This window comes from Streptomyces lacrimifluminis (assembly GCF_014646095.1).
In the GTDB taxonomy this organism is placed as follows: Bacteria; Actinomycetota; Actinomycetes; order Streptomycetales; family Streptomycetaceae; genus Streptomyces; species Streptomyces lacrimifluminis.
Window position 1 is genome coordinate 21,249 of sequence record NZ_BMMU01000018.1, and the last position, 11,869, is coordinate 33,117.

The 11,869-nt window shown below is 70.9% G+C and carries 10 protein-coding genes; 8 read left to right on the forward strand and 2 right to left on the reverse strand.

Features of this window, described 5'->3' with window-relative positions; genetic code table 11:
• The first annotated feature begins 1 nt into the window (after position 1).
• The 3 genes from IEY89_RS24750 (at position 2) to IEY89_RS24760 (ending at position 3,268) form a co-directional block, all read left to right on the forward strand.
• Positions 2-1,132 (forward strand): acyl-CoA dehydrogenase family protein, encoded by a 1,131-nt coding sequence (locus IEY89_RS24750; RefSeq protein ID WP_189149692.1) that lies wholly within the window; start codon positions 2-4, stop codon positions 1,130-1,132.
• Positions 1,133-1,141: 9 nt separating this feature from the next.
• Entirely contained in the window at positions 1,142-2,176 is a 1,035-nt protein-coding gene (locus tag IEY89_RS24755) for an acyl-CoA dehydrogenase family protein (RefSeq protein WP_189149693.1), read from the forward strand.
• A gap of 210 nt (positions 2,177-2,386) precedes the next feature.
• Complete coding sequence (locus IEY89_RS24760) at positions 2,387-3,268, forward strand: SDR family oxidoreductase (protein WP_189149694.1); 882 nt, start codon at positions 2,387-2,389, stop codon at positions 3,266-3,268.
• Between the two features lie 358 nt (positions 3,269-3,626).
• Here the strand turns inward: IEY89_RS24760 and IEY89_RS24765 are convergent, their stop codons facing one another.
• Entirely contained in the window at positions 3,627-5,027 is a 1,401-nt protein-coding gene (locus tag IEY89_RS24765; protein WP_189149695.1) for a cytochrome P450 family protein, read from the reverse strand.
• A 189-nt stretch (positions 5,028-5,216) separates the two neighbouring features.
• The gene (locus IEY89_RS24770; RefSeq protein ID WP_189149696.1) at positions 5,217-6,323 is read right to left on the reverse strand and encodes an NAD(P)/FAD-dependent oxidoreductase; all 1,107 of its coding nucleotides are present in this window, start codon (positions 6,321-6,323) and stop codon (positions 5,217-5,219) included.
• A gap of 302 nt (positions 6,324-6,625) precedes the next feature.
• On the opposite strand from IEY89_RS24770, the gene IEY89_RS24775 reads away from it, so the two are divergent.
• From IEY89_RS24775 to wecB, 5 genes are all read left to right on the forward strand, one after another.
• On the forward strand, positions 6,626-7,225 hold the full coding sequence (locus IEY89_RS24775) for an acyltransferase (protein WP_189149697.1): 600 nt from the start codon (positions 6,626-6,628) through the stop codon (positions 7,223-7,225).
• A gap of 302 nt (positions 7,226-7,527) precedes the next feature.
• On the forward strand, positions 7,528-8,694 hold the full coding sequence (locus IEY89_RS24780) for a hypothetical protein (RefSeq protein WP_189149698.1): 1,167 nt from the start codon (positions 7,528-7,530) through the stop codon (positions 8,692-8,694).
• Positions 8,691-9,461, forward strand: a complete 771-nt coding sequence (locus IEY89_RS24785) for a WecB/TagA/CpsF family glycosyltransferase (RefSeq protein WP_189149699.1) — start codon at positions 8,691-8,693, stop codon at positions 9,459-9,461. The genes IEY89_RS24780 and IEY89_RS24785 overlap by 4 nt, the downstream gene beginning before the upstream one ends.
• Positions 9,461-10,720 carry a nucleotide sugar dehydrogenase gene (locus tag IEY89_RS24790; protein WP_189149700.1) on the forward strand — a complete coding sequence of 420 codons (1,260 nt, stop codon included), beginning with the start codon at positions 9,461-9,463 and terminating at the stop codon, positions 10,718-10,720. Before IEY89_RS24785 ends, IEY89_RS24790 begins: the two co-directional genes overlap by 1 nt.
• Before the next feature lie 3 nt (positions 10,721-10,723).
• Positions 10,724-11,839 (forward strand): non-hydrolyzing UDP-N-acetylglucosamine 2-epimerase, encoded by a 1,116-nt coding sequence (gene wecB, locus IEY89_RS24795; RefSeq protein ID WP_189149701.1) that lies wholly within the window; start codon positions 10,724-10,726, stop codon positions 11,837-11,839.
• The last annotated feature ends 30 nt before the right edge of the window (positions 11,840-11,869 follow it).

Below are 11,869 nucleotides of genomic sequence, written 5' to 3' on the forward strand. Positions count from 1 at the left end.
CGTGGATCTCACCTGGAGTGCCGAGGAGGAGGAGTTCCGGCTGGAGGCACGGGAGTGGCTCGCGGCGAACGTGCCGTCGAACCCCCTGCCGTCCGGTGACACCCGCGAGGGGTTCGCCGCCCATCTGGAGTGGGAGCGCGCGCTGTTCGAGGCCCGCTGGTCGGTCGTGTCCTGGCCCGAGGCGTACGGCGGCCGGGACGCGTCCCTGTGGCAGTGGCTGGTCTTCGAGGACGAGTACCACCGGGCCGGGGCGCCCGCCCGGGTCACCCAGAACGGCATCTTCCTGCTGGCCCCGACCGTCTTCGCGTTCGGTACGCAGGAGCAGCAGCGGCGCATCCTGCCGAGGATGGCCGCCGCCCAGGACCTGTGGGCGCAGGGCTGGTCCGAACCGGGCGCGGGCAGCGACCTCGCCGGTATCCGCAGCCGGGCGGTCCGCGACGAGCAGGCCGGTGGCTGGCGGCTAAGCGGCCAGAAGACGTGGACGACCCGCGGCGCCTTCTGCACCCACCTGTTCGGCCTCTTCCGTACGGACCCGGAGGCGGAGCGCCACCGCGGCCTCACCTACTTCCTCGTTCCGCTGGACGCGCCCGGTGTCACGGTCCGCGGATTCGAGCGCCTCGACGGCGACGAGGGGTTCGCCGAGGTCTTCCTCGACGACGTCCTCGTGCCCGACGCCGATGTGCTCGGCGGGGTCGGGGAGGGCTGGCGGGTGGCGATGGCGACGACCGGGTCAGAGCGCGGTCTGACGCTGCGCTCCCCCGGCCGTTTCCTGCACACCGCCGGCCGGCTCCTCGACCTGGCGCGGGCGAGGGGGCCGGGGTCGCATCGGGACCGGGTCGTGCAGTCGTGGATCGAGGCCCAGGCCTACGAGCTGTTCACCCTGGAGCAGGTCACCTCGATCGTCGAGGGACGGCAGGTCGGCGCCGAGTCCAGCCTGAACAAGCTGTTCTGGTCCCAGCTCGACATCGCCCTCCACGAGATGGCCGCCGAACTGCTCGGCCCCGAGGCCGAGGTCGACGGGCCCTGGAGCCGAGGATTCCTCTTCTCCCTGGCGGGCCCCATCTACGCCGGGACCAACGAGATCCAGCGCAACATCGTCGCCGAGCGGCTGCTCGGCCTGCCGAGGAGGTGACCGGAAGCGATGCGCTTCGCCGTAACCGAACGGGACACGGCTCTCGCCGAGGCCGCCGCTGAGGTGCTGGCCAAGCGGGCCGGCGCCGAACAGATCCGGGCCGGGTGGCCGGGGGGCCGCACCGAGAGCGTCGACGCCGTGTGGCGGACGCTGGCCGGGGTCGGTGTCACCGGTGCCCTGGTCCCCGAAAGCGCCGACGGCTGCGGCCTCGACGAGAACGCGCTCCCGCCCCTGATGGAGACCCTCGGCCGCAGCGGCCTGCCGGTCCCCGCCGCCGAGTCCGTGGCCGTCGGCGCCCCCCTGCTCGCCGCCGCGGGCGCGCCCCAACTCCCGGCCGTACTAGGGGGATCGGCGCTGCTCACGGTGTCCCTCACCCCCGATGCCCCGGTCCCCTTCGCCGCCCGCGCCGACCTGATCGCCGTACCTCGCGGTGACGGGCTGCGCCTGTACACACGGGCCGAGATGGAGACCGAGCCGGTCGACTCGATCGACGGCTCCCGGCGGCTGGCCCGAGTCCACGCTCCGTCGGACGGCGGGCTGTTGCTGGCCGAGGGACCCGATGAACTCGCTGTCGCGTACCGACGCGGGGTGCTGGCCACGGCCGCCCTGCTGGTCGGGCTCGCCGGGCGGATGCTCGAACTGACCGTGGCCCATGTGCGGGAGCGGCACCAGTTCGGCGTACCGGTCGGCTCGTTCCAGGCGGTCAAGCACGCCCTGGCGGATGTGGAGCTGGCGGTACGGTTCGCCCGGCCGGCGGTCCTCGCGGCGGGCTGGGCACAGGCGGCCGGGGATCCGGAGACCGCCGTACGAACGTCGATGGCGAAGATCCTCGCCTCGGAAGCGGCCCGACAGGCGGCCCGTACGGCGATCCAGTGCCACGGCGCCATGGGGTACACCACCGAGTACGACCTCCACCTGTACGCCAAACGGGCCTGGGCCCTGGCCGCGGACTGGGGCGGGCCGACGGAGCACCGGGAGTTCGTCGCGCAGCGACTGGGCCTCGCCGGGACGTCGGACTGCACCGGCGAAGAGGCGGCCATGTGAGCGGAATCTGTCGGGACCGGGTCGTCGTCTCACCGGAGCGAGCCAGAGCCAGGGCCACGGTTGCGAACACGCCCTCGCACCGGTCGCCGGAGAGGGCCTGGTCGTCGTCAACGACTCGCGTGAGGCCACGAAAGCGGCGGCCGAAGAAATCAAGGCGTACGGCGGCACCCTTTGGTGCGGCCCGGACATCGTCGGCGAAGGAGCGGACACGTGAGCGGAATCTGTCGGGACCGGGTCGTCGTCGTCACCGGAGGGGGGCAGGGCCTCGGGCGCGAGCACGCCCTCGCGCTGGCGGCGGAGGGGGCCCGGGTCGTGGTCAACGACCTGGGCGAGGCCGCGAAGGCGGTGGCCGAGGAGATCGGGGCGGCCGGTGGCACCGCTGTCGCCGACCTGGGCGACGTCAGCGACTGGGGGTACGCGGAACGGTTGATCGGGCGGGCCGTCGACGAGTTCGGCGCGCTGCACGCGCTGGTGAACAACGCGGGCGTCAATCGGGACCGGATGCTGGTCTCCATGACCGAGGCGGACTGGGACCTGGTCCTGAAGGTCGACCTCAAGGGGCATGCGGCACCACTGCGGCACGCTGCCGCGTACTGGCGGGAGCGGAGCAAGCAGGGCCGGCCGGTCGACGCCCGGATCGTCAACACCAGCTCGGGGGCCGGGCTGATGGGCAGTGTCGGCCAGGGAAACTACGGCGCCGCGAAGGCGGGCATCGCGGCGCTCACCGTGATCGCCGCCGCCGAACTGGCCCGGTACGGCGTCACCGTGAACGCCGTCGCCCCTTCCGCCCGCACCCCGATGACCGAGGCGGTCGCGGCGTTCGCCGAGAAGATGCGCGCACCGGAGTCCGGCTTCGACGCCCCGCACCCCGGCAACGTATCGCCGCTGGTGGTGTGGCTGGCCTCGGCCGAGTCGGGTGACGTCACCGGCCGTGTCTTCGAGGCCGAGGGCGGCACGATCGGCCTCGCCGACGGCTGGCAGCACGGACCCCAGCGGGTACGCGACCGCCGCTGGACTCCCGACGAGGTCGGCCCCGCGGTACGCGGGCTGCTCACCGAAGCGCCCTCGCCCGCGCCGGTGTACGGCGCCTGAGAGCGGCCCGAGGCCTGCGGGTGTGCGGCCCCGCGCTCGGCCACCGGGCCGTCCATCCCGCGTGCGCAGAACTGGTACGCGCGAAGTATTCGCCCCGGCCGCTCCCGCAACGCCCGGCAGGCCCGAGCCGGCGCCCCGACATGCTAGGCCGCCACTGGCCTGGTGACCCTGTGGACGTTCTCCGCCCCCGCCACCCCCACACCCCGTCCCATCCCTGGGGGCTGCCGCCCCCAGACCCCCGCTCCTGCCTCAACGGGCCTCGTCCGCAAACGCCGGACGGCCTGGGAACCGCACCACCCAGCCAGGATCACGCAACACCCTGGCGCACCCAACAGCGCGGCCGGAGGCGGCGGTCACATCAGCGGCCGGTACGGATCAGCCCCGTCAGATAGCGCCACAGGGAGGAGCGCTGCCGGGCCGACGGGTCCGGCAGCTCCGTCTCGGCCGACTGCGTCGCCGGGTCGTACGCCAACCGTCGTTCGGGCACCGGGGCGAGTTCGTACCGGACGGGCAGCGACCGCAGGCCGCGCATGAACGGCGAGGAACGCCAAGGGAGTTGGTCCACGGGGAGGGCGAGGTCCAGGTGCGAGAACCGCTCGAACAGCCGGCCCACGCCGACCGACGCGACCGTCGACGCGAGCTCGCGCGCCGGGCACTGACGCGGGCCGGCGCCCCAGGACAGGTGGGCCCGGGTGCTGACCGTGGTGCTCGGGCAGACGTTCCCGGCGAAGAGCGGGTCGGCGTGGGCCGCGGCGGAGGAGACCCACACCGGGTCGCCCGCCCGGATCGTGTGGTTGCCCAGCGCCGTGTCCCTGGCCGCGAAGCGGGGCACGAAGTTGACCAGCGGCGGCTTGCGCATGACGACCCGGTTCATGGTCTCCCTGACCATCCCGGCGGACAGGCTGGCCCGCACCCCGCCCTCACCCGAGATGACCTCGACCACCGTGTTGGATATGAGGATGCCGACGTGGTCGGAGGTCATGCCCAGCAGCATGAACAGCTCGCGGGCCAGTTCGTCGAGCGAGAGGCCGGGGTGGGCGGCTATCAGGTACGAAGGGAAGTCGTCCCCGGGCTCGTCCAGTTTCACCGCCGCCAGTTCGGCCAGGGTCGCGAGCAGCCGCTCCAGGGCGGGCTCCGCGTCCGGGCCCGCGTCCAGTACCCGCCACATGTCCATCAGCGCGTCGTCGCCCTGTGAACCGGGGAAGCCGAGCAGCCGGCTGGCCACCATCAGCGGCAGGGGCCGGGAGAACTGCGCGGACAGATCCGCCAGGCCCGTGCTGCCGCCCTGGCCCATCAGGCTGATCAGTTCGTCGGCGTAGTCGGTGACGGCCTTCTTCAGCCGCCTCGCCTGGGGGTGGCCCGGGTCCTGGAAGGGTTTCAGCGCCACGTCCCACGCGGCCCGCAACGGCGGGTATCCGGGGCCGCCCTGGATCAGCACATGGTTGACCTCCAGGGACGGTCCGAGCGGCCAGTCGGCGGGTACTCGGCCCTCCGAGCGGGCCCGCCAGTTCTCCAGCCCCTTCGGCCACCCGTCGTCGTCCTGGAGTACCTGGAGCGACTCCTGGTAGCCCAGGACCAGCCAGGCGGGTACGCCCAGCAGGTCGACCGGTGCGACCGGACCGTGCCGCTGCCGCAACCGTTCGTACACTAGGGCGGGACGCGTCTCGTAGTCCCTGGTCAGCAGCGGTTCAGGGGTCATCTCCTCCAACCGCGTGTCGTCCACGTCCACGGATCCGCCGTCGCCCCACTGGGATTTCATCGTCGCGCCGCCCCTCCAACACGCCCCGTACCGGCTCACGTTCAGCCGGTAGTTGGAAACGGTGGGGACCCTACCGCAGGGCGTACGGCAGAGTAACAACGGGGGCGCAACCCACAGTTGAGGACCTGGTGAAGAAGACGTCCACAGGAAGCACGCGAGGCCTCCACGCGGTCTCCACGCGAGCGGGGGTCAGGCCGCCGTGTATCCGAGTTGGCGCCTCATGTACGGGGTCATGAGCGTCCTGGCCTTGGCCAGGGTGGCGGTACGGCCACCGAGGACCGCGGTCTCACCGCCGGGCACGGGCACCATGGTCACGCCGTCGGAGGGGCCGAAAGGCACGACGAGCGGAGTGCGGTGGACGGGACGGTAGAAGCGCGGCTGCCTGCGGTGCTTGCCCGAACCCTGAAGGTACGAGCGGATGTTGTGGAAGGCGAGGTCGGCCTGGGCGAGCGCGACGGGGGTGATCTTGAGTTCGCTGACGTCGTTCACATCGCCGACCGCGAACACGTCCGGCCATCCCTCGACCCGCAGCGTCCGGTCGACCTTCACATGCCCGGAGGCGTTCAGCCAGTCGCTGTGCCCGGCCATGCGCAGCCAGAACGTGTTGGGGGTGGTCCCCGTGGCCCAGAAGGAGCGGTCGGCGTCGATGAGGTTGCCGTGGGCGTCGCGATAGGTGCCGAAGTCGTTGCCGGGCGACATGAAGGCGTCGAGCCGGACTTCCACGTCGTGGGCCTCCAGCCAGGCGCGGGCCCTGTTCCCGGCCCGCTCGCTGCCGGTGGCATGGAGCAGTGCCGACCCGGAGTGGGCGAGGGTGACCCGGGCGTCCGGCCGGGCCAGACGGATCTCGGCGCTGAGTTCGACGCCGGAGGGCCCGCCGCCGACGACGAGGACATGGTCCGCGGCGGCGATGTTCCGCTGGTGCCCGGCGAACGCCTGGGCGGCCTCCTCGACGGTGGTGCCGGTGAAGCGGGCCGGTTCCGGATAGTCGGCGCCGGTGGCGATCACCACCACGTCGTACGGGAGACTCTCGCCCGTGGCCAGCACCACCTGCCGCTCGGCGGTGTCGATGCGCACCGCCTTGCCGACAGCCACTCGGCCCTTGCTCAGCAGCCGGTCGTACGGGATGAACGGCGTGGTCGTCCATGCCGGGTGCACACCGGCACGCAGGGAGGCTATCCGGTGGAAGAAGACCTCCTTGCGGTCCACCAGCGTGACGTTCGCCGTCTCGTCCAGTCGTTTCGCCAGCCGCACGCCGGCATAGCCGCCGCCTATCACCACTACGTCGCCGTCACGCACACCGAGTCTCCTGTGCCTGTGGGGGGAGCGAGCACCGGGGCGTGTGGGCGCCGTCGGCCACTCGACTGCCGTCGAGCCTAGCGCTTGAAACTTAAAGAGCTGAAGAACTTCGGTGTGCATTCTGTGAATGCGACCGCACGGATCCCCACTCCGGCGGCCGATCCGCGCCGCAGGCGGCGTCCGCCACGCGCAGAGGCCCGTCTCGGCCGGGTACAGGTCAGCGTCACCCCGTGATTCGGCGAACGTATGGTGCTCCCGTGAAAGTACTGCTGTCATCCCGGTGAGAAGAAAGGTTCAACCAGGTGAGTTCCAGGATCCAACCGACCGCCCAGGTCGACGAAACGGCCACGATCGGCGACGGGACCACGGTCTGGGATCTGGCCCAGATACGGGAGGACGCCCGGCTGGGCAGCGGGTGCATCGTGGGCCGGGGAGCGTATGTCGGCCCGGGAGTGCGGATCGGCGACAACGTGAAGCTCCAGAACTACGCCCTGGTCTACGAGCCCGCGGTGCTCGGCGACGGGGTGTTCGTCGGTCCGGCGGCGGTATTCACCAACGACCACTTCCCGCGCTCGGTGGACCCGGAGGGCCGGCTCAAGCGCGGTGACGACTGGGAGGCAGTGGCGGTGGTCGTCGATGAGGGCGCGTCCGTGGGGGCCCGTTCGGTGTGCGTGGCGCCGGTACGCATCGGCCGCTGGGCGCTCGTCGCCGCGGGCGCCGTGGTGACCCGGGACGTGCCGGACTTCGCGCTCGTGGCCGGCGTTCCGGCCCGCCGGATCGGCTGGGTCGGCCGGGCCGGCGTACGACTTACCGAGCGGGAAGGCGAGTCGGGCGTGTGGGAGTGCCCCGAGACGGGCGCGCTGTTCGAGGAGAAGAACGGCGAACTGGTCGAGCACGCGTAACTTCCGCGTCCCACAAAACGCAAATCTTCGAACATCTACAGGCATAACATGTGTGCGAACTACGCAGATCAAGCACAATGAGCACACTAACCAGTGCCCAGGGGGGTTACCGGGTGGATACGCCTGTGCCAAGAGCGAGGAGCGACAACCGCTTCGACGCCTCATGGCTGATCTCTGACGCCTGACGTCCGATCTGCGACGTCTGATGTCCGATGTTTGATTGCGCCGCGTACTGATCCGTGCCGCGGCGATCACCAGTCTGTTCACCACAGGACCCACAGGGGGGTTGGTGTGCCCAAAACATGACCACCACACGTCTGACAGCGCTCGGTCGTGAGGAACCACCGCTGCTCGCGCTCGCCCAACGCCTCCTCGCGGTCGCCGAGTCCGGACTGCCGTCGATGCTGCTCCCTGGCGGTGAGGCCTTCGTCTTCACCATGGCCGGGCGCGAAACCCCCGGCGGTTCCTGGGCCCTGGAGCGCCGCGGGACCAGCACCCGGTACGCGGCCATCACCGCACTGGGCGCCCAGTACCTCCCCGAGGACCGCCAGCGCGCGGTGCTCGGCGGACACACGGCCCAGGAGTTCACGGGTCTGCTGGTCCAGTCACTGCCCACGGTGACCAACCTCGGTGACGCGGCGCTGATCGCGTGGGCAGCCGCCGAGACCGACCACCCCAAGCTGTCCGACGCCCTCGCGCAGGTCGACGCCCTGGACGACGAGGGCCGGCCGCAGTACACCGTCGAGGCGGCGTGGGTGCTGTCCGCCCTCGCGGCGGCTCGCCACACGGTCGACGTGGAGAGACGTTTCAGCGCAGCTCGCGACCGCCTTCTGCGGGCCCGGATCGGGAACAGCCCGCTGTTCCCGCACGCCACCGGGCCCGGCCTGGTGCCCTGGTACCGGTCGCACGTGAGCTGCTTCGCCGACCAGACGTATCCGCTCCAGGCCCTGGCCCGCGCACACGCCAGTGGCGACAGCGGCGGTGAGCCGGAGGCGCTGGCCGCCTCCGAGGCGTGCGCGGCGCGCATCTGTGAGCTGCAGGGCGACGGCGGGCAGTGGTGGTGGCACTACGACGCGCGCACCGGCGGTGTCGTGGAGGGCTACCCGGTCTACAGCGTCCACCAGCACGCGATGGCGCCGACCGCCCTGTTCGATCTGACCGACGCGGGCGGCAGCGACTTCGGCGCGTCGATCCGCAAGGGGCTGCGCTGGATGACGGACGTACCCGAACTGGCCGCCGGGAACGAGGAGTCGATGATCCTCGACGAGCTCGGCGTCACCTGGCGCAAGGTCTACCGGGGCGACCCGAAGAAGGCGGTACGAGCCGCCCGAGGACTCGGCAGCCGAGTCGCTCCGAACCTCCGGCTGAAGTCCCTGGACCGGGTGTACCGCCCGGTTTCCGTGGACCGCGAATGCCGGCCGTACGAATTCGGCTGGATGCTGCACGCCTGGCTGGGGGGACGAATATGAGCGAGCGCCGGACCCTGTTCGGGGTCGAGATCGACCCACTGACCATGGACGAGACCGTACAACGCTGCCTCGAAGCGGTCCATGAGGACAGACAGTTGGAGATCGGGGTGGTCAACGCCGCGAAGCTGGTGAACATGCGGCGCGACCAGCGCCTCGCCGACGCCGTGTCCGGCTGTGATCTCGTCGTCGCCGACGGACAGGCCGTGGTCTGGGCCGGCCGGGTGCTGCGCGCCCCGCTGCCGGAACGGGTGGCCGGTATCGACCTGTTCATGCGGCTGCTGGCCGAGGCCGAGACGGCGGGCATGTCCGTGTACTTCCTCGGCGCCAAGGAGGAGGTGCTGGAGGAGATGCTGCGCCGGGTGGCCGACCGCTTCCCCGGCCTGAAGGTGGCCGGCAGCCGCAACGGCTACTTCGACGACTCCCAGCAGGAGGCCATCGCCGGTGCGATCGCCGACAGCGGCGCCCAGATGCTGTTCCTCGGCATGACCTCGCCGAAGAAGGAGATCTTCACCGCCGCCTACGGCGAACGCACCGGCGCCCGCGTCGTGCACGGTGTCGGCGGCTCCTTCGACATCCTGGCCGGGATCACCAGGCGGGCCCCCGAGGTCTGGCAGCGGTGGGGAGTCGAGTGGCTCTACCGCGCACTGCAGGAACCGCGCCGCCTCGGCCGGCGCTACCTCACCACCAATGCCGCCTTCGTCCTCATGACGGCCCGGGAACTCATCCGGCTCACCCCGTCACCCGCCTCCGCGAACAGGAGCAACTGATGCGCGTCGTCGTGGTCGGACAGGGATACGTCGGCCTGCCGCTGGCCATCCGCGCCGCCGAGGTCGGACACGAGGTGATCGGCTACGACGTCGACTCCCGTCGGATCAAGACCCTCGCGGCCGGTGAGTCCTTCGTCGAGGACGTCTCCTCGGAGCGGATCCGCGCGGCACTGGACAACGGCTCGTACCGCCCGAGCGAGTCGGCCCGTGACTGCGGCGGCTTCGACATCGCCGTGGTGACCGTCCCGACTCCGCTGCACGAGGGCACCCCCGACCTCCGTTACATCAAGGAGTCGGCGGTCACCCTCGCCCGGTACCTGCGCCCCGGTGCCACCGTCGTCCTGGAGTCGACGACCTATCCCGGCACCACCCAGGAGCTGTTCGCACCGATCCTGGAGGACGGCTCGGGCCTGACCGCCGGCAGCGACTTCCACCTCGGATACAGCCCGGAGCGGATCGACCCCGGAAACGCCGTCTGGGGCTTCAAGGAGACCCCGAAGGTCGTGGCCGGGGTCAACGAGGCCTCGCTCAAGGCCGTTCAGGACTTCTACGCGCAGCTCGTCGACACCACCGTGCCGGTGAGCTCGCCCAAGGAGGCCGAGCTCGCCAAGCTGCTGGAGAACACCTTCCGGCATGTGAACATCGCGCTGGTCAACGAGATCGCGATGTTCGCCCACCACCTGGACATCGACGTGTGGCAGGCCATCGACGCGGCCTCCACCAAGCCCTTCGGCTTCATGAAGTTCACGCCCGGACCGGGCGTCGGCGGCCACTGCCTGCCGATCGACCCCTCGTACCTGTCCTGGCGGGTGCAGCGCGAACTCGGCCAGAGCTTCCGCTTCGTGGAGCTGGCCAACGACATCAACAACCACATGCCCGAGTACGTGGCGCGCCGCATCAGCGACCTGTTCAACGAGAGACGCCGTTCCGTGAACGGCTCGCGCATCCTGCTGCTCGGACTGGCGTACAAGAAGAACACCAGCGACGCCCGCGAGTCGCCCGCCCTGCGCATCTCCCAACTCCTCCTGGACATGGGGGCACAGGTCAGGGCGGCGGACCCGCACGTGGTCGAAAGCCTGCCGGTGGACAGCCGGCTGGTACGGGTCGAACCGACCCCCGAGGAGCTGTCGGCCGCCGATGTGGTGGTCCTGCTCACCGACCACGACAGCTTCGACTACGAACTCGTGGCCGAACACGCCCCCTTCGTCCTCGACTGCCGCCGGCGGCTGTCGGCGGGACCCACCATCGAGGTGCTCTGAACCATGCCGCGAATCGTCTGTGTCGCCGGGGCGCGACCCAACTACATGAAAATCAAACCGGTGATGGACGCCCTGGAGCACCGGGGCGCCGAGGTCGTTCTCGTCCACACCGGCCAGCACTACGACCCGGCCATGAACGACGTGTTCTTCGCCGACCTCGGCATCCGGCCGCCCGACCGCTTCCTCGGGGTCGGTTCCGGCAGCCACGCCGAGCAGACCGGACGCGTGATGACCGCGTTCGAGCCGCTCATCGACGAGGTGTCCCCGGACATCGTCGTGGTGGTCGGCGACATCAACTCCACCCTGGCCTGCGCCCTGGTCACCGCGAAGGCCGGGCCGCTGCTCGCCCACGTCGAGGCCGGTCTGCGCAGCCGCGACTGGAGCATGCCGGAGGAGGTCAACCGCGTCGCCACCGACCGGGTCAGCGACTATCTGCTGGCTCCCTCGCCCGACGCCGTCGAGAACCTGCGCGCCGAGGGCTACCGGGACGACCAGATCCATCTCGTCGGCAACGTCATGATCGACACGTTGATGGCCAACCTGGAGCGGGCCAGGGCCTCGGACGTCCTGGACCAGTACGGCCTGACCAAGGGCGAGTACGGCCTCGTCACCCTGCACCGGCCGGCCAATGTGGACGACCCCGAGGTCCTCACCGGGCTGTTGAAGGCCCTGGGTGAGATCGCCGGGCGACTTCCGCTCGTGCTGCCCGTGCATCCGCGGGCCGCGGAACGGCTTGCCGCCATCGGGGTGCCGGGCGGTGTCCGGCTCGTACCGCCCGCCGGATACCTGGACTTCATCGCCCTGCAGGACTCCGCCCGCGTCGTGCTGACGGACTCCGGCGGCATCCAGGAGGAGACCACCGCGCTGGGCGTGCCGTGCGTGACCCTGCGGGACAACACCGAGCGGCCCATCACCGTCGAGCAGGGCACCAACGTGCTGGCGGGCCGCGATCCGGCGCGGATCGTGTCCACCGTGAACCGGGTGCTGGACGCTCCGCCCGCACCGCGCAGACCCGACCTGTGGGACGGCCGCGCGAGCGACCGGATCGCCGATGTGCTGCTGGAGGGGGGCACCGCGAGCACGCGGCCGAGACCGACCGACCAACCATTCCTCATATGATCCGCCTGCACCATATGCTCGTCGCACATC

Coding starts and splice junctions, on each gene's coding strand:
- IEY89_RS24785 (WP_189149699.1), top strand. CDS start 8,691: ATGAGCGAGCGCCGGACCCTGTTCGGGGTCGAGATCGACCCACTGACC.
- IEY89_RS24780 (WP_189149698.1), top strand. CDS start 7,528: ATGACCACCACACGTCTGACAGCGCTCGGTCGTGAGGAACCACCGCTG.
- IEY89_RS24765 (WP_189149695.1), bottom strand. CDS start 5,027: ATGAAATCCCAGTGGGGCGACGGCGGATCCGTGGACGTGGACGACACG.
- IEY89_RS24790 (WP_189149700.1), top strand. CDS start 9,461: ATGCGCGTCGTCGTGGTCGGACAGGGATACGTCGGCCTGCCGCTGGCC.
- wecB (WP_189149701.1), top strand. CDS start 10,724: ATGCCGCGAATCGTCTGTGTCGCCGGGGCGCGACCCAACTACATGAAA.
- IEY89_RS24755 (WP_189149693.1), top strand. CDS start 1,142: ATGCGCTTCGCCGTAACCGAACGGGACACGGCTCTCGCCGAGGCCGCC.